The organism is Guopingia tenuis (genome assembly GCF_014384805.1).
Classification (GTDB): domain Bacteria; phylum Bacillota; class Clostridia; order Christensenellales; family Christensenellaceae; genus Guopingia; species Guopingia tenuis.
In genome coordinates this window covers 1-23,428 of the sequence record NZ_JACRSS010000003.1, presented here as the reverse complement: position 1 = coordinate 23,428, position 23,428 = coordinate 1, and the positions used below count along the sequence as shown (strand labels likewise).

Genomic DNA, 23,428 nt, shown 5'->3' with positions numbered 1-23,428 from the left:
TCTGCAGCACTGTCCTTGCAAGGCGGCAGGCCTATGCCATGTGCCTGTAAGGAATATGCAAAATTATGAGTTGGACAGGGCATACCCTGTCCGCCTGCCGCGCTTCATGACAAAGCAGGCGCATTTTTGAAAATAAAGGAGAAAAAGGGAAGTTTTACCGCATATTTGCTTTTTGCTGGGAAGGGCGATTGAAACCGGACCCAAAAGATGGTACAATAAAACCGACTATATTGGGAGAGGTGTCCGGCGATGCCGGGCAGACAGGTAGAGTACGACACATGGGATTGTTCAAATTTGAGGATAAATTTCTAAAACGGGCCAAAAAGCAGGCGGATGCTGCTGAAAAGCTTCGGCCGGGTTTCCAGGCCATGAGCGACAGCGAACTGGCGGGAAAAACCCAGGAATACCGGGAACGCTTCCAAAAGGGGGAGAGCCTGGAGGAGCTCCTGCCGGAGGTATTTGCCCAGGTTCGGGAGGCCAGCCGCCGGGTTCTGGGGCTGGAGCACTATTATGTGCAGCTGGTGGGCGGCGCCATCCTCCATTATGGGGATATCGCCGAGATGAAAACCGGCGAGGGCAAGACGCTGGTGGCGACGCTGGCGGCCTGCCTGAACGCCATTCCCGGAAAAGGCGTGCATATCGTGACTGTCAACGACTATCTGGCCAAGCGCGACAGCGAATGGATGGGGAAGCTCTATAAATTCCTGGGCTACAGCGTGGGCCTGGTGATCCGGGATATGACGCCCGAGGAGAAAAAGGCGGCATATGCCGCGGATATTCTCTATGCAACCAACAATGAGCTGGGATTTGACTACCTGCGGGATAATATGGTGGTCTATAAGGAAAACATGGTGCAGCGGGAACTGAACTATGCCATCGTCGACGAAGTCGACTCGATCCTCATCGACGAAGCCCGCACTCCTCTCATCATTTCCGGCGCGGGAGACAAGGGAACCGAGCTTTATGAAATTGCCGACCGCTTTGTTCGCCGATTGAAAAAGGAAGAGGACTTTGTGCTGGATGAAAAGCAGAAGACCATCAACCTGACGGAAGAGGGTGTGAAAAAAGCGGAGGAGTTTTTCCATGTGGAAAACTTCAGCGACGTGGAGAACACGGAATATAACCATCACGTCAACCAAGCGCTCCGGGCCAACTACCTGATGAAGCGGGACACGGATTATGTCGTCCAGGATGGGCAGGTTATTATCGTGGATGAATTCACCGGCCGGCTGATGATTGGGCGGCGCTATTCCGACGGCCTCCATCAGGCCATTGAAGCCAAAGAGGGCGTGAAGGTGGAGCGGGAAAGTAAGACGCTGGCCACCATCACCTTCCAGAATTTCTTCCGGATGTATCACAAGCTGGCGGGCATGACGGGCACCGCCAAGACCGAGGAAAATGAGTTCCGGACGATCTATGACCTGGCGGTTGTGCAGGTGCCCACCAATAAGCCCATGATCCGCGAGGATTTGAACGACAAGATTCATCCCACCGTGCGGGATAAATTCAACGCCGTCATCGACGAAATCTGCGAAGTGCATGCCAAGGGCCAGCCGGTGCTGGTGGGCACGGTATCCGTAGAGAACAGTGAAATCCTGAGCCGCATGCTCAAGAAGCGGGGCATCAAGCACGAGGTCTTGAACGCCAAGCACCACGAGAAGGAAGCCCAGATCATTGCCCAGGCCGGAAAGCTGGGGGCTGTCACCATTGCCACCAATATGGCCGGGCGCGGAACGGATATCCTTCTGGGCGGCAATCCGGATTATCTGGCGAAAAACGAGATGAGCAAGCTGGGCTATGCCGAAGCGCTGATTTTTGAGGCGGACGGCCATGCGGAAACCGGCGATGCGGAGATCCTGGAAGCCCGGCGGGTCTATCAGGAGCTTTATGAGAAATATAAGGCGGTTACGGACGCCGAACACGAAAAGGTGGTGGCGACAGGCGGCCTTTATATCATCGGCACCGAGCGGCACGAGAGTCGCCGCATCGACAACCAGCTCCGCGGCCGGAGCGGACGGCAGGGCGACCCGGGTGTATCCCGGTTCTATATCGCCCTAGAGGACGATCTCATGCGCCTGTTTGGCGGCGAGCGCATCCGGGGCTTTATTGAAAAGCTGGCGGGAGGAGAAGACCTGCCGCTGGAATATGGCATGCTTACCAAGCAGATCGAGCGTGCTCAGAAGCGCATTGAGGAGCGGAATTTTGAAATGCGCAGCCATGTTTTGAAATACGACGACGTCATGAACAAGCAGCGGGAGGTCATTTACGGCCAGCGGCGGCGGGTTCTTCTGGGTGACGACTTAAAAGAGAGCATCCGGGGTATGATAGAGACGGCGGTCACGACAATTCTTGACCAGCATTGCCCGGCCAATATGTATCCTGAGGAATGGGAGCTGGAGGGTTTCAAGGCTGCCATCTGCGATCTCATTCCCGAGGGGCGCATTCCCCTCTTTGAAGGAGTGGAGCTGGGCAAGCTGGACGCCAAAAAGGCGCGGCAGATGATCCTTGACCAGGCCATGGCGGCCTATGACGAAAAGGAAAAGGAGATCGAGGCGGACGGCGTCAGCATGCGGGAAGCCGAGCGGGTGGTTCTGCTGCGGATGGTGGATTCCAAATGGATGGACCATATCGACGCTATGGATCAGCTCCGCCAGGGCATCGGCCTTCGAGCCTATGGCCAGACGGATCCTGTGGTGGCATTCCGGCAGGAAAGCTATGATATGTTCGACGCCATGATCCAGTCCATCGAGCATGATACCGTTCAGATGCTGTTCCGCATCAAAGTTACCAGCCCCATGGAGCGGCAGCAGACCATGAAGCCGCTGGAAGAGGGCCGGGGCGGCGAGGACGGCGCCAGCAAGACCAAGACTGTGGTCCGCAAGGAGAAAAAGGTGGGCCGCAATGATCCCTGCCCCTGCGGCAGCGGGAAGAAATATAAAAACTGCTGCGGCAGACAGGCCTGAGAAAGAGGCAGACAGAAAAATAGGCCTGCCGGGCCGGCCCGGAAATGGGGGAAAGGGAATTCATATGAAGAAGAAAATGATTATCATTGGAGCGACGGGCAGCGCCTATAAGCGGACGATTCCGGCGCTCCGGGATTCGGAAATCTGCGAAGTGACGGCCATCCAGGGGAGAAATGAAGAAAAGCTGAAAAAGACCTGCGGGGAATACGGTATCGGCCGATATTATCTGGATGCGGGAGAAATGCTGGAAAAAGAGGAATACGACCTGATCTATATCGCAAACCCTCCCTTCCTGCATAAGGAAATGATAGAAAAGTGCGCGAAAACGGACGCTCCCATTATCTGCGAAAAGCCGCTGGCCAGAAACCATGCCGAAGGGATGGAAATCGGAGAGCTTTTGGCGGCCGGGGGCCGGCCCTTCATGGTGGCCCATCATCTGCGCCATCAACAGGCATTTTCGGATATAAAGAAAATTATTGCATCGGGCGAGATCGGAACCGTCGCCAGCGGCTGGGGGCAATGGGGCTTTGCCATCAACCCCGAGGCGCCTTCCTCGGCATGGAAGCTGAACAAGGAGCTGGGCGGGGGAGGAACCTTCTCAGACAATGGGATCCATGTGGTGGATTTCATATTGGGGCTGTTTGGGGAGCCGGAGCGGGCCATTGGAGTCAGCCGGCTGGACGGATTCAAAGAGTCCTTTGGCAACGAAACCATGCTTCTCTTATATGGCGATAAAGATATCGCCGTTCATTCCTCCCATACCCTGCCCAGCCAGGGAAACCATCTGCTGCTCTATGGGACAAAGGGCTGCATAGAGATTTTCGGCGGGATGTCGGAGAAGTGTATCCGGCGGATGGACGTGACGACGGGCGATGGGAAAAGAACCATCGAATACCCGGAGGAAAATCTGTATAAAAACGAAGTGGAGGATTTCATCCGGCACTATCTGGAAGGCGAGACGGATGCCTGCCGGGGAACGACACTTCCCGAAGCCATTGCCGCCCTCCGGCTCATCGATGAGATCCGCGGGGCATAGCCGCAAAGAGCGGACAATCTGAAAAAAAGCAAAAAAACTGCCGCGGCACGCTGCGGCGGAAAAAATATCAAACAGAATGGGGTGAACTTTCGCATGATACTTTTGGACGAATACAAAAGCAAATTGGCAGACGCCGAAAAAATGCTGAAAGAGGCAGGTGAGTCCCTTTGACGTCGCTTCTTTGGAAGCGGAGCTGGAGGGATATAAAAAGCAGATGGAAGCGCCGGACTTCTGGGACGACGTGGACGAGGCCAATAAAATAACGAAAAAGAGCAAGCCGGTGGAGGCCAAGCTCTCGGCATATCATAAACTCAAGCAGGCCGCAGAGGATGCGGAAACCCTGATGGAGATGGCCGAAGAGGAGGAGGACGACAGCCTGGAGGGCGAGATCCGCGAGGCTGTGGAAGAAGTCTGCCAGATGGCGGAGCAGTTCCGCCTGGAGGCCCTTTTGAAGGGGGAATACGACAGTCACAGCGCCATCATTTCTCTGCATGCCGGGGCGGGCGGGACGGAAGCCCAGGACTGGAACTCCATGCTCTATCGGATGTATATGCACTGGGCGGAAAAGCATGGCTTTTCCTGCACGGTTCTCGATTATCTCGACGGCGAGGAAGCGGGCATCAAGAGCGTGACTATGCTCATCGACGGACTCAATGCCTATGGATATCTCCGCGCGGAAAAGGGCGTGCACCGATTGGTGCGCATCTCTCCCTTTGATTCGTCGGCCCGGCGGCACACATCCTTTGCGTCCGTGGACGTCATGCCTCAGCTGGATAACGACGACGGGGACATCGAGATCCCGGCCGACGAGATCAAGATGGACGTGTTCCGTTCTTCGGGGGCCGGCGGGCAGCATGTCAACAAGACGTCTTCGGCGGTGCGCCTGACGCATATCCCGACGGGCATCGTGGTTTCCTGCCAGAACGAGCGGTCCCAGGTGCAAAACCGGGAAACCTGCATGAACATGCTGCGGGCCAAGCTCATTGAAAAGCGGGAAAGCGAAAAGATGGAGCAGCTCCAGAGCCTGAAGGGCGAGATGAAAAAGATCGAATGGGGCAGCCAGATCCGCTCCTATGTGTTCCATCCCTATACCATGGTGAAGGACCACCGCACGGGTGTGGAAACCGGAAATATCACGGCGGTGATGGATGGAGAGATCGACGCCTTTATCAACGCCTATCTCATCATGAGCTAAAGGGAGCGGGCTATGCTGGAATGTATTGTGGTTTTCTTGGGCGTCCTTTTGGATCAGCTGAGCAAGCTGTGGGTCGTGGACGCCATGTATCAAAGCTCTATGGCGGTGTGGCCGGGGGTGTTTGGGTTCACCTATGTGGAAAACACGGGTGCGGCCTTCGGCGTGCTGGGGAAAAGCACGCTGGTGCTGACGGTGGTTTCCGCGCTGGCCATGGTTGTGCTCTGCTTCGTGCTGGTGAAATTCCGCAAAGAGCTTTCAAAATTTGGCCGGGTCGGGCTGGCCCTGATCATCGCCGGAGGGCTGGGGAACCTGATCGACCGGGTTTTTCTCGGCTATGTGGTGGATTTCATCAATCTGGAATTCATGCACTTTGCCGTGTTTAACGTGGCGGATATATGCGCAACGGTGGGGACCATATGCCTGCTGATCGCCATTATCTTCGGCGAAAGAAAAAAAGGAAAAGGGGAGTTGAGCGCAGATGGAGAACGAGATGGGCAAATATCCGGTGCCGCCGACCAAGGAGGAGAAGCGGCGGGTGCGGCTGGGAAAGCAGAGGATACGCATAGCGAAGCGCCTGAGCCGCCTGCAGCGCAAGCAGACGCGGCTGGCAGCCAAGCAGGAGAGGACGGCGCGGCGGATCGCGGACACGGCGCGTAAGCTGGAGAAGCTGAACGCAGAATGGGACAGCATGCCCCAATAGGAAAATGAGAGAAGAAAAAAGCGTAACAGCGGGACCGGAGGCGGCGCGCCTGGATAAATACCTATCCGAGGTGTTCCCCGAGCATTCCCGCTCTTTTTTTCAAAACTGCATAGAAAACGGCCAGGTTTTGGTGGACGGCCGCCCAGCCCGGGCCAAGGAAAAGCCCCGGGAAGGCAGCATCATCACCTTTTTCGCCGAGGAACCCCGGGAGCTGGAGGCAAAGCCGGAGGATATCCCGCTGGATATCGTCTATGAAGATGGGGATATCGCCGTCATCAACAAGCCCAAGGGGATGGTGGTGCATCCGGCGCCGGGCAACGAAACCGGGACGCTGGTCAACGCCCTGCTGTTCCATATGAAGGACTTATCCGGCATTAACGGCGTTCTGCGGCCGGGCATTGTGCATCGGCTGGACAAGGACACCACCGGTCTGCTTGTAATTGCCAAAAATGACGCGGCCCATATTTCCCTGGCGGAACAGATCCGGGAAAAGACGGCGCGCCGGGAATATACGGCCCTGGTGTTCGGCGGATTCCGGGAGGAGGAAGGGCGTGTGGATGCGCCCATCGCCCGGCATAAGACCGACCGCAAACGGATGGCAGTGGTGCCTGGGGGCAGGGAGGCAGTGACCTTGTTTCAGGTGGCGGCGCGATATGAAAAATATACGCTGCTGCATCTCCGGCTGACCACCGGACGCACGCACCAGATCCGTGTGCATATGGCTTATATCGGCCATCCGGTGGCGGGCGACGCGGTGTATACCAAACAGAAGTTCCCCTATCCCACCCAGGGGCAGATGCTCCATGCCCATCGCCTCACCCTGACACATCCGCGCACGGGCGAGCGCATGACATTTGAAGCGCCGCTGCCCGCCTATTTTCGAGAGATTTTATCCAGGCTGCGGGAGATTTAGGAGATGATTTTATGATTCGGCTGGCGAAACCGGCGGATCTGCCGGAGATCCTGAAAATTTATGAAGCTGCCCGGCAGTTTATGGCGCGAAGCGGCAACGCTTCCCAATGGGGCAGAGCCTATCCGCCCAGGGAACGGATTGAGGCGGATATCCGCGGGGGATGCCTCTATGTGGAAGAGGCGGAGGGAAAACCGGCGGGGGTTTTTGCCTTTCTTTTGGGGCCCGAGCCCAATTATGAGAGAATCGACGGGGCCTGGCGGAATAGCCTGCCCTATGGCACGATTCACCGGGTGGCCAGCGATGGAAGGGTTCCGGGCTTTTTTGGCCGGTGCATGGAATTTTGCAAAAAACAGACAGCAAATCTGCGCATTGACACTCATGAGGAGAACAAGGTCATGCGCCATTTGATTGAAAAAAGCGGGTTTACAGAATGCGGGATCATCCGCGTGGAGGACGGAAGCCCGCGAATCGCCTATCAGTATGTGGGCAAAAGAGAGGATGCTGCAAAAGAAAAAAGGACAAGCGACTGATGCTTCTATAGAAGGAAGCCGTATATTTTTCAAAGCCCGGCCTGAATTTTTGGAATTCGTGTGCCGGCCTTTCCGTCGCGGAAGGGCCGGCTTTATTTTTGAGAAGAGAGAGGTTGCCAAAGAACAGTTTTTCTTCGCTGCATGAGAGCAGGGATCTATAGAAGGAAGCGGGAATCTGCCCGGAAGCTTTTGGAATAGAAGTTTTTCAAAAGAAACCTTCGGCCCGGGCGGGCCGGAAAGAAAAGGCAGAGAAAATATGAAAATTTTCCGCGGGCGGCGTTTACATTTGCCGGAGGGTATGCTACAATAAAAAACAACAAGTGACCTTTAAACTTGTCCGGCGAGGCAGGAAAGGTATGAGATACGATGGGAAATTGATATCTGTAGAGATAGCCTTGCCGTTTTGGTGGGGCTTTTTTGTTAGAGAAACCCCAAAATGCGATGGAGGAGGAAAAAATGCAGCCAAAGGCGAAAGTCATGGATGAAAAGGCGGTGGAGCGGGCGGTGGTCCGCATATCGCACCAAATCATCGAAAAGAACAAGGGGACGGAGAATCTCTGCCTTGTGGGGATTCAGCGCCGGGGCGTGCCCATGGCGCGGCAGATTGCCCGCAATATCCTGACCTTTGAAGGGGCGCGGGTGGATGTCGGCGTGCTGGATATCACATTTTACCGGGACGACCTCTCGCTTTTAAACGAGCATCCCGTGGTCAACGGCACGGAGATCGGCTTTGACGTCAATGGGAAAACCGTCGTCATTGTGGATGACGTACTCTATACCGGACGGACGGTGCGGGCGGCCATTGAGGCGATTATGGACCTGGGGCGGCCGGATTGTATCCAGCTGGCTGTGCTCATCGACCGGGGACACCGGGAGCTGCCCATCCGGGCGGATTATGTTGGAAAAAACCTGCCCACATCCCGAAGCGAGGCTGTGGCCGTGCGCCTCAAGGAAATTGACGGCGCCCAGGAGGTTGTTATTTTGGAGAACAACGGAGGGGAGGAAAGCTAATGGCGCGCAGCCGGAAAGATCTGCTGGGCCTGAAAGGCGTCCCGGCAGAGGAAATCCAAGAAATTCTAAAAAATGCAAAGATGCTCAAGCAGCTGATCTCGCAGCCTTCCAAAAAGGCCAGCCATCTTTCGGGAAAAACCGTGATAACGCTGTTTTATGAGAACAGCACCCGAACGAGGATGTCCTTTGAGCTGGCGGGGAAATATCTTTCGGCCAATGTGGCGAACATCTCGGCTTCGGCCAGCAGCGTGCAGAAGGGGGAAACGCTCATCGACACGGGCAAAACCCTGGATGTGATGGGGACGGACGTCATCGTGATACGCCATCCCATGAGCGGTGCGCCGCACCTTCTGGCGAAAAATGTGAAAGCCAGCGTCATCAACGCGGGCGACGGAATCAATGAACACCCCACTCAGGCCCTTTTGGATATGTTCACCATGAAAGAGAAGCTGGGGGACTTGAAAGGCCTGGAAGTGGCGATCCTGGGCGATATCTACCATAGCCGTGTGGCGCGAAGCAATATTTTCGGCCTCACCACGATGGGCGCCCATGTGACGGTCTGCGGCCCGGGAACGCTGCTCCCCGGCGGCATTGAGAAGCTGGGCGCTTCGGCGACGCTGGATGCCCGGGCGGCGGTTCGGAATGCGGATGTGGTGATGGCGCTTCGCATTCAGCGGGAGCGGCAAAAGGGAGGCCTTTTCCCATCCGTGCGGGAATACCACCAGTTCTATGGGGTGGATGAAGAGCTTTTGAGCCTGGCCCGGCCCCATGCCCTTGTGATGCATCCCGGCCCGGTGAACCGGGGCGTGGAGCTGACCAGCAGCGTGGACGATGGGGAACAGTCGGTCATCACCGAGCAGGTGACAAACGGCGTGGCGGTGCGCATGGCGCTTCTATATCTCTTGACAAGGAGGGCGTGACTTTGAGAATTCGGATAACAAACGGAAAGCTGGTCAATCCCCGGGGCGAAAGCCAGGGAGATATCTCCATCTGCGACGGAAAGATTGAAAAGATCGGAGAGCCCTTTGGGGAATATGACCGGGTCATCGATGCAAAAGGGCTGGTGGTGACGCCGGGGCTGATCGATATGCATGTGCATCTTCGGGAGCCGGGCTATGAATATAAGGAAACCATTCTTTCGGGGACGCGGGCGGCCGTCAAGGGCGGCTTCACAGCCGTGGCCTGCATGCCCAACACAAATCCGGTCGCGGATAATGAAACGGTCGTGACCTATATCCTGTCGCAGGCCCAAAAGGCGGGCTATGCCAAGGTATACCCTATCGCCTGCATCACCAAGGGCCAGCAGGGGGAGGACATCACAGAATTCGGACGGCTGAAGGAGGCCGGAGCTGTGGCCTTTTCGGACGACGGACGCCCGGTGATGGACAGCGGCATCATGCGCCTGGCCCTGCAATATGGAAAGGGCTTTGATGCTCTCATGATCAGCCACAGTGAAGATCTGACGCTGTTAAACGGCGGCGTGATGAACGAGGGCGACACGGCCACGGCCATCGGCCTCAAAGGGATTACCCGTGCGGCGGAAGAGGTCATGCAGTCCCGGGATATCATTTTGGCGAGAACCTATGACACCCGGGTGCATCTGGCCCATATCTCCACCAAGGGGGCTGTGGAGCTGGTGCGCCGGGCCAAGGCCGAGGGCGTGAAGGTCACGGCGGAAACTGCGCCCCACTATTTCACGGCTGACGACACCTGGGTGATCGGCTATGACACGAACACAAAGGTGAATCCGCCCCTCCGGACAAAGGAGGACGTGGCGGCCATCAAGGCGGGCCTGGCGGACGGCACCATCGACGCCATTGCCACCGACCACGCGCCTCACCACGAGGATGAAAAAAATGTGGAATACGATATAGCGGCCAACGGCATCAGCGGCATCGAATCCTCCCTGCCCCTGTCCCTCAATCTGGTGCGGGAAGGAGTTATTTCGCTGGAACATATGGTGGAACTTTTAAGCTGCACTCCGGCGGAGATTCTCGGTGTGGAAGGCGGCGTTTTGAAGGAAGGCGCGGCGGCGGATATCACAATTTTTGATCCCGGCGCAAAATACACCTATACAAAGGAGAGCATGATCTCCAAGGGAAAGAACTCGCCTTATCTGGGCATGGAGATGCAGGGAAAAGCCGTGTATACCATTGTGGATGGAAAAATCCTGCTGGACGGCGGAAAGGTAGCGGAACATGATTGACAAACTGATTGAAGGAATCAAGCAGACAAAGTGCCCGGTGTGCGTGGGGCTGGATACCATGCATACCTATCTCCCCGAGGAATTCGAGGCGGATGAAAAAAAGCCGCTTCGGAGCATCGGCGACGCCCTGTTCGATTTCAACCGGGAAATCATCGATTCGATTAACGATATCGTCCCGTCGGTGAAAGTGCAGGTGGCCTATTATGAGCAATATGGCTCGGCGGGAATGCGGGCCTTCAAAAAAACCATTGCCTATGCCCGCAAGGTGGGACTGGTGGTGATCTCGGATGTCAAGCGAAACGATATCGGCTCGACAGCCACCGCCTATTCCAACGCCTATCTGGGCGGCGTGGAGATCGGCGGCGAGAGGCACTGCCCCTATGAATCGGATTTTATCACGGTGAACCCCTATTTCGGCATTGATGGGATTCAGCCGTTTTTGAACGACTGCAAAAAATATGGAAAGGGAATCTTTGCCCTGGTCAAGACCAGCAATCCATCGGGCGGCGAATTCCAGGATTTGAAAGTTTACCGCAAGCGGCTCTATGAGCGGGTGGCGGATAAGGTAGACGCCTGGGGGCAGGATCTCATCGGTGAATATGGATATTCGGCGGTAGGCGCCGTGGTGGGCGCGACGTATCGCGAACAAGCCCAGTTCCTGCGGGAAAAGCACCCGACGACCTTTTTCCTGGTGCCGGGCTACGGCGCCCAGGGGGCGACGGCCGCGGATATCGCCGTGAATTTTGACGCCAACGGGCTGGGAGCAGTGATCAATTCCTCCCGGGGCATTCTGCTGGCCTATAAAAAGCCGCAGTATGCGGGGATGAACTTTAAAAAGGCGGCCCGGGCGGCTGTTTTGGATATGAAGGAAGATATTCTGTCCGCCCTGAAGGCGAACGGGGTAAACCTGTGACCATGACAAAGGAAGGAAGCAAATGGCGTATTTAACTTTGGAAGATGGAACGGTATATGAAGGGGAGAGCTTCGGCGCGGAGCACGACGCTATCGGCGAAGTGGTCTTTAACACGGGAATGACCGGCTATCAGGAGGTTCTGACGGATCCATCCTATTCCGGTCAGCTGGTGACCATGACCTATCCCCTCATCGGCAACTATGGCGTCAATATGCAGGACCCGGAGTCGGATGCTCCCAAGGTTTCAGCCCTGATCGTCCGGGAGCTTTGTGAGCTGCCCAACAACTGGCGCAGCGAGGAGACGCTTGGAAAGTATATGAAGGACAACAACATTCTTGGCCTCTGCGGCATCGATACCCGCTCGCTTACCCGGCGCATCCGCAATCTGGGGACCATGCGGGGCATCATTACCATGGAGCGGCCCACGGAGGCGCAGCTGGCGCAGATGAAGGATTTTGCCGTTATCCGCCCGGTGGACAAGGTGACCTGCCGGGAGCCCTATGAGATGGGGGAAGGGGAAACGAAAATCGCCGTTCTGGATTTCGGCCTGAAACGCAACATTCTGCGGAGCCTGGCGGCCCACGGCGCAAAGCTCACGGTATATCCCGCCCATACCGATCCTCACAAGATTTTGGAGGGCGGTTTTGACGGCGTGATGCTCACCAACGGCCCGGGAGACCCCAAGGACAATCAGGAAATCATCCAAAATCTCAAGGTGATTATCGACGAAAGCGAACTGCCCATCTTCGGCATCTGCCTGGGACACCAGCTCATGGCCCTGGCCATGGGGGCGGACACCGCCAAGCTGAAATATGGGCACCGCGGCTCCAACCATCCGGTGAAGGATGTGGAAAAGGATCGGGTGTTCATCACCTCTCAGAACCATGGATATACCATCCTGCCCGAAAGCCTGCCGGAATGCGCCACCATCACGCATATCAACATGAACGACCAGACGATTGAGGGCCTGCGCTATGAGGGCAAAAAGATGTTTTCCGTCCAGTTCCATCCCGAGGCCAGCCCGGGGCCGGAGGACACGGCCTATCTGTTTGACGAGTTTCTGGCTATGATGAAGGAAAGCAGGTGACAACATGCCTTTAAATAAAGAGATCAAGAAAGTACTGGTGGTGGGCAGCGGTCCCATTATCATCGGGCAGGCGGCCGAGTTCGACTATGCTGGCACGCAGGCCTGCCGGGCGCTTCGGGAAGAAGGGATCGAGGTCGTCCTTGTCAATTCCAACCCGGCGACCATCATGACGGATAAGGAGATGGCGGACAAGCTCTATATTGAGCCGCTGACGCCTGAAGTCGTCAAAAACATCATCCGCAAGGAGCGGCCGGATTCCATGCTGGCCACCCTGGGCGGCCAGACCGGCTTAAATCTCGCAATGGAGCTTCACGACCAGGGCTTTTTGGAGGAAATGAACGTCCGCCTTCTGGGAACGGATATCGATTCCATCAAAAAGGCGGAGGACCGGGAAGCATTCAAAGAAACCATGGAGTCCATCGGCGAGCCGGTCATTGAAAGCGTGATTGTCAACACCGTGGAGGAGGCCCTGCAATTCGGCGAGGACACGGGCTATCCGCTCATCGTCCGCCCGGCCTATACGCTCGGCGGAACCGGCGGCGGCATCGCCCATGATCCCGAAGAATTGAAGGAGATCGCCCATTCGGGCTTGCAGGCCAGCCGCGTGCACCAGTGCCTCATCGAAAAATCCGTGGCGGGCTATAAGGAAATCGAATTTGAAGTGCTCCGGGATGGCAAGGGGAACTGCATCACGGTTTGCAGCATGGAAAATATCGATCCCGTCGGCATTCATACGGGCGACAGCATCGTAACTGCCCCGGCGCAGACGCTTCGGGACAAGGAATACCAGATGCTCCGGAGCGCCGCCATCCGCATCATCAATGCGCTGGGAATCGAAGGCGGCTGCAATGTGCAGTATGCGCTGGATACCGAGTCCATGCAGTATTATCTGATCGAGGTAAACCCCCGGGTCAGCCGCTCTTCGGCCCTGGCCTCCAAGGCTACGGGATATCCCATTGCCAAGATTGCGGCGAAGATTTCCATCGGCTATGGCCTGGATGAGATTGTGAACGGCGTGACCGGCAAGACCTATGCCTGCTTTGAACCCACCATCGATTATGTGGTGATGAAGTTCCCCCGCTGGCCCTTTGATAAGTTTACGGCGGCGGACAAGGCGCTGGGCACCCGGATGAAGGCGACGGGCGAGGTCATGGCCATCGGCTGGAACTTTGAGGCGGCGCTGGTGAAAGCCGTCCGGTCCCTGGAGCTGAATCTGGACAGCCTGGAGAGTCCCTTCGTCAAAAAATATACCCGGGAGCAGCTTCTCGCGCGCATCGGCGAGCAGGACGACGAGCGGCTGTTCCTCATTGCCCAGGCACTGCGCACGGGCGTGAGCATGGAGGAAATCCATGCCATCACAAAGATCGACTATTTCTTCCTGAATAAAATCAAGAGCATCGTGGAGATGGAGGAATTCTTAAAGACGCAGTCGCCGGAGACGCTTGACCGCAAGACGCTTTTGAGGGCCAAACGCATGGGCTTTGGCGACCAGGCCATGGCCCGGTTTCTGGGCATTTCCGAAAAGGAGATGCGGGCGCTGCGCGTGGAAAAGCAGGTGCTGCCCTCCTATAAAATGGTGGATACCTGCTCGGCGGAATTCGAGGCGATCAGTCCCTATTACTATTCCACCTATGGCGAGGAAAACGAGGCCAAGCCGGCAACGAATAAAACCGTCGTCGTGCTGGGCAGCGGCCCCATCCGCATCGGCCAGGGCATCGAGTTTGACTATTGCTCGGTTCACAGCGTCTGGGAGCTGAAAAAGGCGGGGTATGACACGGTTATCATCAACAACAACCCCGAGACGGTTTCCACCGACTTTGACACTTCCGACCGGCTGTATTTCGAGCCGCTGACCCCGGAAGATGTTTTGAACGTTCTGGAGCAGGAAAAGCCTCTGGGCGTGGTGGTCCAGTTTGGCGGGCAGACGGCCATCAAGCTGGCCAAGCATGTGGTGGATGCGGGATATAAAATCCTGGGAACCCAGCTGGAGGATATCGACGCGGCCGAGGACCGGGAGGTATTCGACGAGGTTCTGGAAAAACTGGGGGTTTCCCGGCCCAAGGGACTCACGGTGTTTACCGAGGATGAAGCCGTGGAAGCGGCGGAGACGCTGGGGTATCCCGTGCTGGTGCGCCCTTCCTATGTGCTGGGCGGCCAGGGCATGGAAATCGCCTATACGGAAAAAAATATCCGGGAATATATGCGCATCATCGGGCGGCAGAAGCAGGAGCACCCGATTCTCATTGATAAATACATGATGGGCAAGGAGATCGAGGTGGACGCTATCGCCGACGGCGACGATATCCTGATCCCCGGCATCATGGAGCATATCGAGCGAGCGGGCGTGCATTCGGGAGACAGTATTTCTGTCTATCCCACGGTGTCGCTGCCCCAGAGCCGGATCGACGAGCTCATCGACGTGACGACGCGTCTGGCCAAGGAGATGCATGTCGTCGGCCTGATGAATTTCCAATATGTCATTTCCGGTGACAAGCTCTATGTCATCGAGGTCAATCCCCGGGCCAGCCGGACCGTGCCCTATATCAGCAAGGTGACGGGCGTGCCCGTGATTCAGCTGGCCATGGACGTGATCCTGGGAAAAAAGCTCAGAGATCTGTCCTTTGGGACGGGGATGGTTCCGCCCCGCAAACTGTTCGCTGTGAAAGTCCCGGTATTCTCCTTCGAGAAGCTGCCGCAGGTGGAAGTGAGCCTGGGGCCGGAGATGAAATCCACCGGCGAAGTCCTGGGCATCTCCCGGGACTATAACGAGGCGGTTTTGAAGGGATTGATCGGCGCGGGCGTCATCGTTCCCTATGAAGGGGGCAAGGTCATCATGACCATCGCAGACAACGATAAACAGGAAGCCATTCCCATCGGCGCCGTGCTGGATTATCTGGGCTTTGATATCTATGCCACCGAGGGGACGGCGCGGCTTTTGAACTTCAACTTTGTGGCGGCCAACAAAGTCGGCGGTTTCCATGACCCGCATCCCAATATGCAGGACCTCATTGAGAGCGATCAGATCAACCTGATTATCAACACACCCACCAAGGGGCGCTCGCCCATGAGCGATGGGTTCCATCTGCGGCGGATGGCCGTGGAGCGGCGGATTCCCTGCCTGACCTCTCTGGATACGGCGCGGGCGCTGGCCCATTGCCTGAAGCTGCAAAAGACGGATAAGGATCTGGAGCCCTTGAATATTCAGGAGTTAGGCGACTTATGATAAAGAAACACGATATCTGCCGGGTGGCTTCTCTAGAGCCGCTGGCAAAGGATACCTATGCGCTGACGCTTAAAGTGAACGGCGATATGCTGAAGTATTTCCGCCCCGGGCAGTTTGCCCATATCCGCCTGCCCCATGCGGGGGAGCATCTGCTCCGACGGCCCATCAGCGTCAATACCATCGACCGGGAAGCCGAAACCATGCGGTTTGCCTTTCTCATACAGGGGGAGGGCACGCGGCGGCTTTCCCAGTGCCGTCCGGGCGACGAGCTGGATATCCTTGCGCCTTTGGGCCAGGGATTCAGGGTGAAGGAATCCCATCAAAAAATCTGGCTGGTGGGAGGCGGCATCGGCATCGCGCCGCTGCTCTCGCTGCGGGATACGGTTCCCGGGCGGGAATATACCGCCTTTCTGGGCTATAAGAGCCGGGAATACGCCTATGAGCGGAAGGAATTTGAAGGCTTCTGCAAGGCCGTCCACGTCACTTCTGACGACGGCTCCATCGGCGAGAAAAATTTTGTGACCGAGGCGCTCCGGCGGGAGCTTGAAAAAGAAAAGCCGGATGTGATCCTTTCCTGCGGCCCGCTGCCCATGTTCCGCTCTCTCAAGCGGGTTTGGGAGGAAGACGGCAGAGATGTGGAAACCCAGGTTTCCATGGAGCAGCATATGGGCTGCGGCACGGGCGGCTGCTATACCTGCACCTGCATGGTGGCGGGGGCGATGAAGCGGGTCTGCATGGATGGCCCCGTATTCGATATCCGGGAGGTGAAACTCTGATGGCAGATTTGCGTGTGAACATAGCGGGAGTAAACTTCAAAAACCCGGTGATCGCGGCTTCGGGAACCTTTGCTTTTGGCGAGGAGTATGCGGCTTTTCTGGATGTTTCCGCTCTGGGGGGGATTGCCCTGAAGGCGCTGACGCCGGAAATCCGTCCCGGAAACCCGCCCATCCGCATCGCGGAGACCCCCAGCGGGATACTGAACAGCGTGGGCCTGCAAAATCCGGGAGTGGACGCCTTTATTTCGGGGATTCTGCCCCGCATCCGCCGGTTTGATACGGTGAAGATCGCTAATGTCGCCGGGCGGACGGAGGAGGATTACTATACCGTCATTGAAAAGCTGAACGATACCGAGATCGATATGTTCGAGCTGAACGTATCCTGTCCCAACGTCAAGCAGGGAGGCGTGACTTTTGGAACCGATCCGAACAGTATGGCGGCTATCGTTGCAGGGGCGAAGGCCCGGGCGAAAAAGCCGCTTATCGTCAAGCTGACGCCGAATGTGACAAATATCGCCCTGATGGCAAAAACGGCGGAGGACGCGGGAGCGGACGCCGTTAGCCTGGTGAATACCTTCACGGCCATGGCCATCAACGCCAAAACCCGGCGGCCCGTGCTGGCCAATGTGACCGGAGGGCTTTCCGGTCCGGCCATCAAGCCCATTGCTCTTCGCATGGTGCATGAGGTGTATAGGGCCGTAAGCATTCCCATCATCGGCATGGGCGGCATTATGACAGGAGAGGATGCGGCGGAATTTCTGCTAGCGGGAGCCAGCGCCCTTATGGTGGGGACGGCGACTGTGGCCGAGCCGGATGCCATGATCCGTATTCTTGGGGAGCTGAACAAATTTTTGGATGAAAACAGCGCGGCGACAGCCCGGGAGCTGACCGGCGCTTTGGAATATTAAAAGAATCAAGGAGGAAATCATATGCTCACGAAAGAACAGGTACTTGCCATTTTGAAAGAGAGAGAAGCCGTTTTGGAGGGACACTTCCTCCTGACCTCCGGCCGTCATTCCGACCGGTATGTCCAGTGCGCAAAGCTCTTCCAGTATGCGGATACGTCGGAGATTATCTGCAAAGAGCTGGCAGAGAAATTCGAGGGAGAGAAAATCGACGTAGTCGTCGGCCCGGCCCTGGGAGGCGTGATCATGGCCTATGAGATGGGGCGTCAGCTGGGTGTCCGCAACATCTTTGCCGAGCGGGAAAACGGGAATATGACTCTGCGCCGCGGTTTCAAGGTGGAAAGAGGCGAGCGCGTGCTAGTCTGCGAGGATGTTGTGACGACGGGCGGTTCTGTGAAAGAGGTCATCGCCCTGCTTTCGGATATGGGGGCGGAAATCGTCGGCGTGGGGAGCGTCGTGGATCGCTCGAATGGGAAAGTGGATTTCGGCGTGCCCTTCCATGCCGTACTTTCCATGGAGGTCACATCCTATGAGGCAGACAACTGCCCGCTCTGCAAGGAAGGAAAAATCCCGGCCATCAAGCCGGGAAGCCGCAACCTGACCAAATAATATAAGCGAAAGAAAGCAAAAAAGACGCGGAAAAACCGCGTCTTTTTTATTGCATGGGTTGGGATATATGCTCCAAAATTCGATGTTTAAAGGTACAAATATCAAAACAGACGGGAGCCGATCCTCAATTTCCCGAACTCCGCCATGCAGGCAAGGGAATGAGGCAAAATCGGATCCACTTCCCCTCCTCCCCCGCATTTATGCCTTTTCGGGCGGAAGGATATAGGCGTATTTGACCTTGTCTCCGGCGACAAACTCCCGGGTATACCGCAGGGGAACGCCGTTTTCATCCACTACCACATCATAGACCAGCAGGAGCGGCTCACCGGCCGGAATCCCCAGTAGCCGGGCCTGAACCGGGTCCGCAGCGACGGCCTCAAAGGTGCGCTCCCGAGAGGTGAGCGTCCGGGAAGGGCCATCCCGGGTCATGAGGGCATTGAGGGATTCCTTCTCCAGATCCTCAGCCCGCAGATAAGAATAGGCCGGGAGAAGATGATCCACTGCATAGATCAGCGGAACGCCATCCACCAGAAGAAGGCGGGTTACCTTGACCACCAGAGATTCCGGGGGAAGACGGAGGACCTCCTGATCCTCGCCGCCCGCCGGCTCGATGGAAAGGGAGACGACCTGCCGCCCCGGAACAAAGCCGCCCTTCTCGCAGCTCTCAGAAAAGCTGTTGGCGCTTACGGTGAACAAGCTTTTGCCCTTTTTCTGGGTAACAAAGGTGCCCTTGCCCTGCAGCCGGACCAGCCGCCCCTCCTTGGAAAGCTCGTTTAAAGCCGTTCGGACAGTGATGCGGCTGACGCCATATTCCCGGGCCAGCTCGGGCTCAGAAGGGAGACTCTCGCCCGGCTTCCAGGTTCCGTCGTTCAAGGCATCCTCCAGCAGCCGCTTCAGCTGTTTATAGAGGGGAACGACGGCAAGGGTGTTGAGCTTTTCTTTTTCATCCATAGAGAGTCTCCTTTCGCAAAATAATAAAAACTGCTCCGCCCAATCGAGGGCAGGGCAGTTTTTAGTGTAGCCTTATTTGTTGAGTTCGTCAAGAATGGCAACGGATTTGGGGTTGCTCAGGCCGAAGCGGGTCACGCCCAGAGCCTTCAGCTCTTCAATCATTTCAATGCCGTTCACGCCGCCCGCCGCCTTGATCTGCGCGCGGTCGCCGACGGTCTCCTTGATGATTTTGACCTGTTCCACAGTAGTCGGGCCATAGAAACCGGATGCCGTTTTGACAAAATCCGCTTTGGCCTGAACGCAGATTTCCGAAGCAATCTTGATCTCTTCGGGATTGAGCATGGGGGATTGAATGATGACCTTCAAAATGCCCGGCGCCACTTCGCGGATCTTCTGAACCTCTTCCAAAACCTTGTCATGCATGCCCGAGCGGAGCATGGGGACATTCATAAACATATCCAGTTCATGGCAGCCGATTTCCACCCAATGTTTGGCGGCGAAAACCTTTTCCTCCGTGGATTCTTCCCCGGCGCTGGATGCACAGCCAACCGCGCCGCCCACCAGGGTTTTGGTGCCCTTCAGTTCCTGAATCAGATATTCATTATAGCAGGAGAGGCCATAGACCAACCAGTAATCGTATTTCTTGGCGTCGGCCACCAGCTGTTTCATATCTTCAAAGGTGTCCCGGGGATTGATACGCACGGAATCCAGCATCCGCGCCAGCTCATATGCTTTTTGTGTCATGTTGTGTTCCTCCTCATGTCTGATAAAATAGCGGGTACAAAGCATAAGTTGTTCTATATTGTTCTATAATAATAGGATACAATACATATTTTGTTCTGTCAACCCCCAAATGAACACTTTTATAAAGGAAAGAGAATTTCCCCAAATCTGATGAAAAAATGCGCACGGTTGAAATACAGAGGTTTGGTCCGGCTCAGGCAAAAAGGCCTGCATTCTGCGATGGCTTTGGGAGCTGATAAAAGGAAGAACAGCAAAGAAATGGAAGCGCGGCATTCCTGTGGCAGCACGAATGTGAGTTAAAACAGAAGTAAGGCAGTTGTTATATTGCCTTGTATCGGACCCGGGACATGGCGGAAAACGCCGGAAGAACGGTGCATGCTGTGAAAACTGCCATGTGGGGGGGCTGTGCCGCGCCTCTATGAACCGGGAGAAGGCAGGGCTGTAAATGGATCGCCTCGGAAGCCGGGAGGAACAAAATCCTTATTCGTATCCATAAAGCAAAGCGATATAGGTTCCGGGCTGTCTGTGTATGACAGTAATAAAAAAACCGGGGTGAGAACCCCGGTCTTTTCTGTTTAGTCCTCTAAAAAAACCATCTGCTGTTTGTTGACATCTCCTGAACCCAACGTCACGACGATATCGCCGCTCTGCCAGTGGGAGCGAAGGTATTCCTTGATTTCCTGGAATGTGGGGATATACCGGCAGTTATGGGAATGGGCGTCAATACGGGTGACCAGATCCGTCGCATGGATATCATGCAGATCAATGTCCCGGCCGGGATAGAGATCGGGCACAAGGACTTCATCCGCGTCGTCAAACGCCAAAGCGTATTTATCCTTCAGGGTTTTGGCCCGGGTGAAGGAATTGCACTGGAACACAACCCAGAGCTTCTTGTGGGGATATTTCTTTGCCCCCGCCAGACAGGCCCGGATCTCACTGGGATGATGGGCATAATCGTGAAAAATTTTCACGCCGTCCTTTTCCCCCACCAGCTCAAAGCGCCGCCCGGCCAGATGATAATGGGCGAGAGCCTTTGCGGCGTCTGCCACCGAGATGCCGTAGACGGTATATGCCAGTGCAATGGCGGCCAGCGCGTTTTGAACATTGTGCATGCCGGGGATATGAAGAGAAACATGCCCCAGGCTTTCGCCGTGATGGACAACATCGAAGGAGGGGCAGCCCATATCGTCAAAGGCGACATTTTCTACGCCAAAATCACTGTTGCCGGAAAGGCTGTAAGAGATAATATGCGCCTCTGTGCGGGCGAGCGCCCGCCGGGTATTGGCGTCATCCGTGTTGGCAAAGACGATGCCCTCCTTGGGAAGAAGGCGGATAAAATCCACAAAGGTATCGATGATCTCGTCAATATCCTTATAATAATCCAAATGATCGTCGTCAATATTGTTTAATATAATATAAGTAGGATGCAGGGTGAGAAAACTGCGAACATATTCGCAGGCCTCGGTGATGAAATGTTCGCTCTTGCCCAGCTTTACACCGCCGGAGAGGAAATCCACCATGCCGCCTACATGGACGGTGGGATCGATTCCCGAATCCTGGGTGATAAGGGCCAACATGGAGGTGATAGTGGTTTTTCCGTGGCATCCTGAGACACAGACGACGTCCTTATAATCCCGGCTGACCTGCCCCAGAAGCACGGAACGTTCCAGCATGGGGATATGGTGCTGGACGGCATAGGAATATTCCGGATTGGAGGGTTTGATAGCCGCCGTATAGACTACAAGCCCGGCCCCTTCCACATGGGCGGCGTCGTGGCCGATCTCCACAGGAATGCCGCGCTTTTGGAGGGTATCCGTAAAGGCGGACTGCCGCTGGTCGGAACCCGAAACAGAATAGCCCAGATTATCGAGAATTTGCGCCAGACCGCTCATGGAACAGCCGCCGATCCCGATAAAATGAATCCGCTGGCCTTTATAATCAGAAATATCAATCATTATATCCTGTCCTTTCGGGGAAAAATCCCGCAAACATCTTTTTGGGGCATACATTCCTATGCATACCCAGACAACATTATACTCGATTTTGCCGTAAATAAGCAATAAAATTGAAAAAAATTCTGGATTTTTCTCCGGAGGAGTGGTAAAATACGAATTATTGAAGAATATTTATTGAAATCATTCGGGTAATTGGAGAGATAAACATGGATGTTTTGACACGGAAAGAAAGATTATGTGGAATTACGGCGATTTTAACGAACAATCCCAGCCGCCTATATCCTCTTTCGCATTTTTCGGAATTGTTCGGTGCGGCAAAGTCTACGCTGAGCGAGGATGTGGCAATCATCAAAGAGGCTTTCGAGCGGCTCCAGCTTGGGGAGATCGAGGTGCTCATGGGGGCCAGCGGGGGGATTAAATATATTCCGCGGATGGATAAGCAGAGCAAAGATGAAATTGTGGGAGAAATTGTCGAGAAGCTGTCCAATTCCTCCCGGATACTGCCGGGCGGATTTATCTATACGGCGGATATTTTTCTGACACCGCGGTATGTGGATAAAATGGCGCAGATCCTCTGGGGATTTTTCTATAAAACCAATCCGGATTTTGTGATTACGGTGGAAGCTAAGGGAATTCCGCTGGCAATGGCGGTGGCCCGTCTTTTTGACAAACCGCTGGTAGTGGCCAGAAAGGAGAGCAAAATGACAGAGGGGAGCGTGGTGACGCTCAATTATCTTTCAGGCTCCTCCAAACGGCTGCAGACCATGTCTCTTTCTAAGCGCGCGGTAAAAGAAGGACAGCGGGCGCTGGTGATCGATGATTTTATCGCAGGAGGAGGCACGCTTCGAGCTATATTTGAGATGATGAAGGAATTCAGCATTACGGTCGTGGGCTGCGGCGTGGCTATTGCTACAAAGAATCCCTCCAAAAAACGCGTGGAAAACTACAAGAGCATCATCACGCTGGAGGAAATCAACGAAGAGATGTCCTTTATCAAAGCTTCCTCCAATATCCTCGAATAAACGGCCTGTTCGGCAAAAAAAGAGGATTTTTCATATTTTTGGCGAATACATAATGTAAGTTATTCAAAGTACTTCAGAAGGGTGGAGGAAGCAATGAATATTACGGACATTCGTATTCGGCGAGTCAGTGAATCGGGTAAGATGAAGGCAATTGTATCAGTGACGTTTGACGATATGTTCGTCGTCCATGATATGAAGATCATCGAAGGACAAAACGGCTTGTTTATCGCCATGCCCAGCAGGAAAACGCCCAGCGGGGAGTATAAGGACGTGGCGCATCCCATCAATACGGCGGCGAGGGAGGAACTGCAGGAGCGGATTCTGGAGCAATACGCGCAGCTGCCCGAAGAAATGGAAGAGATGGCAGGCGAATAGGAATATAGAAAGCCCCGTGCCTTTTTAAAGGCACGGGGCTTTTTTATTCGTTTTTCATACATACCCGAACGAAAAAAGGGAGAGAGGGAGGAGAAGATGAGGGGAGGGAGGAACGAAAGAGGGAGGGAGAGGGAGATAAGTGCGGATTTAGAAAAAAGTAAGAAAAAAGTAAAAAAAGGTGTTGACAAGGGAGGGGGGATTTGGTATGATAAACAGGCGCTCGAGAAACGGGCCTTGAAAAAGGGCGTAACAAAGGCGCAAAAAGAACCTTGAAAAGACAATATAGCGTAAAAGAACAAGCAAACATAGCTTAA

21 protein-coding genes are annotated in these 23,428 nt (G+C 55.3%); 18 read left to right on the top strand and 3 right to left on the bottom strand.

Annotation, left to right across the window (positions count from 1 at the left end):
• Positions 1-278: 278 nt before the first annotated feature.
• From secA to pyrE, 15 genes are all read left to right on the top strand, one after another.
• Complete coding sequence (gene secA / locus H8693_RS06710) at positions 279-2,963, top strand: preprotein translocase subunit SecA (protein WP_249280351.1); 2,685 nt, start codon at positions 279-281, stop codon at positions 2,961-2,963.
• Between the two features lie 64 nt (positions 2,964-3,027).
• Positions 3,028-3,999 (top strand): Gfo/Idh/MocA family protein, encoded by a 972-nt coding sequence (locus H8693_RS06705; RefSeq protein ID WP_249280350.1) that lies wholly within the window; start codon positions 3,028-3,030, stop codon positions 3,997-3,999.
• A gap of 93 nt (positions 4,000-4,092) precedes the next feature.
• A protein-coding gene (prfB, locus tag H8693_RS06700) for a peptide chain release factor 2 (protein ID WP_249280349.1) occupies positions 4,093-5,194 on the top strand; the annotation gives its coding sequence in 2 pieces (ribosomal slippage) (positions 4,093-4,167 and positions 4,169-5,194; 1,101 coding nt in all).
• A 12-nt stretch (positions 5,195-5,206) separates the two neighbouring features.
• Positions 5,207-5,851, top strand: a complete 645-nt coding sequence (lspA, locus tag H8693_RS06695; RefSeq protein ID WP_249280348.1) for a signal peptidase II — start codon at positions 5,207-5,209, stop codon at positions 5,849-5,851.
• Positions 5,852-5,898: 47 nt separating this feature from the next.
• Complete coding sequence (locus H8693_RS06690; protein WP_249280347.1) at positions 5,899-6,807, top strand: RluA family pseudouridine synthase; 909 nt, start codon at positions 5,899-5,901, stop codon at positions 6,805-6,807.
• Positions 6,808-6,818: 11 nt separating this feature from the next.
• Positions 6,819-7,337 (top strand): GNAT family N-acetyltransferase, encoded by a 519-nt coding sequence (locus H8693_RS06685; RefSeq protein WP_249280346.1) that lies wholly within the window; start codon positions 6,819-6,821, stop codon positions 7,335-7,337.
• A gap of 441 nt (positions 7,338-7,778) precedes the next feature.
• Entirely contained in the window at positions 7,779-8,348 is a 570-nt protein-coding gene (pyrR, locus tag H8693_RS06680) for a bifunctional pyr operon transcriptional regulator/uracil phosphoribosyltransferase PyrR (protein ID WP_283243772.1), read from the top strand.
• Positions 8,348-9,268 (top strand): aspartate carbamoyltransferase catalytic subunit, encoded by a 921-nt coding sequence (locus tag H8693_RS06675; RefSeq protein ID WP_249280344.1) that lies wholly within the window; start codon positions 8,348-8,350, stop codon positions 9,266-9,268. Before pyrR ends, H8693_RS06675 begins: the two co-directional genes overlap by 1 nt.
• A gap of 2 nt (positions 9,269-9,270) precedes the next feature.
• The gene (locus H8693_RS06670) at positions 9,271-10,554 is read left to right on the top strand and encodes a dihydroorotase (protein ID WP_249280343.1); all 1,284 of its coding nucleotides are present in this window, start codon (positions 9,271-9,273) and stop codon (positions 10,552-10,554) included.
• Positions 10,547-11,467 carry an orotidine-5'-phosphate decarboxylase gene (gene pyrF / locus H8693_RS06665; protein WP_249280342.1) on the top strand — a complete coding sequence of 307 codons (921 nt, stop codon included), beginning with the start codon at positions 10,547-10,549 and terminating at the stop codon, positions 11,465-11,467. Before H8693_RS06670 ends, pyrF begins: the two co-directional genes overlap by 8 nt.
• A 22-nt stretch (positions 11,468-11,489) precedes the next feature.
• Positions 11,490-12,554, top strand: a complete 1,065-nt coding sequence (locus H8693_RS06660) for a carbamoyl phosphate synthase small subunit (RefSeq protein WP_249280341.1) — start codon at positions 11,490-11,492, stop codon at positions 12,552-12,554.
• A gap of 4 nt (positions 12,555-12,558) precedes the next feature.
• Positions 12,559-15,777, top strand: a complete 3,219-nt coding sequence (gene carB / locus H8693_RS06655) for a carbamoyl-phosphate synthase large subunit (protein ID WP_249280340.1) — start codon at positions 12,559-12,561, stop codon at positions 15,775-15,777.
• Positions 15,774-16,553 (top strand): dihydroorotate dehydrogenase electron transfer subunit, encoded by a 780-nt coding sequence (locus tag H8693_RS06650; RefSeq protein ID WP_249280339.1) that lies wholly within the window; start codon positions 15,774-15,776, stop codon positions 16,551-16,553. The genes carB and H8693_RS06650 overlap by 4 nt, the downstream gene beginning before the upstream one ends.
• On the top strand, positions 16,553-17,461 hold the full coding sequence (locus tag H8693_RS06645; RefSeq protein WP_249280338.1) for a dihydroorotate dehydrogenase: 909 nt from the start codon (positions 16,553-16,555) through the stop codon (positions 17,459-17,461). Before H8693_RS06650 ends, H8693_RS06645 begins: the two co-directional genes overlap by 1 nt.
• Before the next feature lie 21 nt (positions 17,462-17,482).
• On the top strand, positions 17,483-18,067 hold the full coding sequence (gene pyrE / locus H8693_RS06640; RefSeq protein WP_249280337.1) for an orotate phosphoribosyltransferase: 585 nt from the start codon (positions 17,483-17,485) through the stop codon (positions 18,065-18,067).
• Between the two features lie 198 nt (positions 18,068-18,265).
• Here the strand turns inward: pyrE and H8693_RS06635 are convergent, their stop codons facing one another.
• From H8693_RS06635 to murC, 3 genes are all read right to left on the bottom strand, one after another.
• Positions 18,266-19,018: a GntR family transcriptional regulator gene (locus tag H8693_RS06635; protein ID WP_249280336.1), complete on the bottom strand. Its 753-nt coding sequence runs from the start codon at positions 19,016-19,018 to the stop codon at positions 18,266-18,268.
• A 72-nt stretch (positions 19,019-19,090) separates the two neighbouring features.
• On the bottom strand, positions 19,091-19,762 hold the full coding sequence (deoC, locus tag H8693_RS06630; protein WP_178621225.1) for a deoxyribose-phosphate aldolase: 672 nt from the start codon (positions 19,760-19,762) through the stop codon (positions 19,091-19,093).
• Between the two features lie 575 nt (positions 19,763-20,337).
• Positions 20,338-21,717, bottom strand: coding sequence for a UDP-N-acetylmuramate--L-alanine ligase (gene murC / locus H8693_RS06625; protein WP_178620113.1), 1,380 nt, complete (start codon positions 21,715-21,717; stop codon positions 20,338-20,340).
• Positions 21,718-21,923: 206 nt separating this feature from the next.
• On the opposite strand from murC, the gene purR reads away from it, so the two are divergent.
• The 3 genes from purR to H8693_RS06610 all read left to right on the top strand — a co-directional run bounded on the left by purR (position 21,924) and on the right by H8693_RS06610 (position 23,387).
• On the top strand, positions 21,924-22,739 hold the full coding sequence (gene purR / locus H8693_RS06620; RefSeq protein ID WP_249280335.1) for a pur operon repressor: 816 nt from the start codon (positions 21,924-21,926) through the stop codon (positions 22,737-22,739).
• A 93-nt stretch (positions 22,740-22,832) separates the two neighbouring features.
• Positions 22,833-23,114 (top strand): septation regulator SpoVG, encoded by a 282-nt coding sequence (gene spoVG, locus H8693_RS06615; protein ID WP_249280334.1) that lies wholly within the window; start codon positions 22,833-22,835, stop codon positions 23,112-23,114.
• Positions 23,115-23,210: 96 nt separating this feature from the next.
• Complete coding sequence (locus tag H8693_RS06610) at positions 23,211-23,387, top strand: hypothetical protein (protein WP_249280333.1); 177 nt, start codon at positions 23,211-23,213, stop codon at positions 23,385-23,387.
• The last annotated feature ends 41 nt before the right edge of the window (positions 23,388-23,428 follow it).

Bases quoted from the DNA above. Each gene is read 5' to 3' on its own strand.
- secA (WP_249280351.1), top strand. From the start codon at position 279: ATGGGATTGTTCAAATTTGAGGATAAATTTCTAAAACGGGCCAAAAAG.
- H8693_RS06705 (WP_249280350.1), top strand. From the start codon at position 3,028: ATGAAGAAGAAAATGATTATCATTGGAGCGACGGGCAGCGCCTATAAG.
- lspA (WP_249280348.1), top strand. From the start codon at position 5,207: ATGCTGGAATGTATTGTGGTTTTCTTGGGCGTCCTTTTGGATCAGCTG.
- H8693_RS06690 (WP_249280347.1), top strand. From the start codon at position 5,899: ATGAGAGAAGAAAAAAGCGTAACAGCGGGACCGGAGGCGGCGCGCCTG.
- H8693_RS06685 (WP_249280346.1), top strand. From the start codon at position 6,819: ATGATTCGGCTGGCGAAACCGGCGGATCTGCCGGAGATCCTGAAAATT.
- pyrR (WP_283243772.1), top strand. From the start codon at position 7,779: ATGGAGGAGGAAAAAATGCAGCCAAAGGCGAAAGTCATGGATGAAAAG.
- H8693_RS06675 (WP_249280344.1), top strand. From the start codon at position 8,348: ATGGCGCGCAGCCGGAAAGATCTGCTGGGCCTGAAAGGCGTCCCGGCA.
- pyrF (WP_249280342.1), top strand. From the start codon at position 10,547: ATGATTGACAAACTGATTGAAGGAATCAAGCAGACAAAGTGCCCGGTG.
- H8693_RS06660 (WP_249280341.1), top strand. From the start codon at position 11,490: ATGGCGTATTTAACTTTGGAAGATGGAACGGTATATGAAGGGGAGAGC.
- carB (WP_249280340.1), top strand. From the start codon at position 12,559: ATGCCTTTAAATAAAGAGATCAAGAAAGTACTGGTGGTGGGCAGCGGT.
- H8693_RS06650 (WP_249280339.1), top strand. From the start codon at position 15,774: ATGATAAAGAAACACGATATCTGCCGGGTGGCTTCTCTAGAGCCGCTG.
- H8693_RS06645 (WP_249280338.1), top strand. From the start codon at position 16,553: ATGGCAGATTTGCGTGTGAACATAGCGGGAGTAAACTTCAAAAACCCG.
- pyrE (WP_249280337.1), top strand. From the start codon at position 17,483: ATGCTCACGAAAGAACAGGTACTTGCCATTTTGAAAGAGAGAGAAGCC.
- H8693_RS06635 (WP_249280336.1), bottom strand. From the start codon at position 19,018: ATGGATGAAAAAGAAAAGCTCAACACCCTTGCCGTCGTTCCCCTCTAT.
- deoC (WP_178621225.1), bottom strand. From the start codon at position 19,762: ATGACACAAAAAGCATATGAGCTGGCGCGGATGCTGGATTCCGTGCGT.
- murC (WP_178620113.1), bottom strand. From the start codon at position 21,717: ATGATTGATATTTCTGATTATAAAGGCCAGCGGATTCATTTTATCGGG.
- purR (WP_249280335.1), top strand. From the start codon at position 21,924: ATGGATGTTTTGACACGGAAAGAAAGATTATGTGGAATTACGGCGATT.
- spoVG (WP_249280334.1), top strand. From the start codon at position 22,833: ATGAATATTACGGACATTCGTATTCGGCGAGTCAGTGAATCGGGTAAG.
- H8693_RS06610 (WP_249280333.1), top strand. From the start codon at position 23,211: ATGAGGGGAGGGAGGAACGAAAGAGGGAGGGAGAGGGAGATAAGTGCG.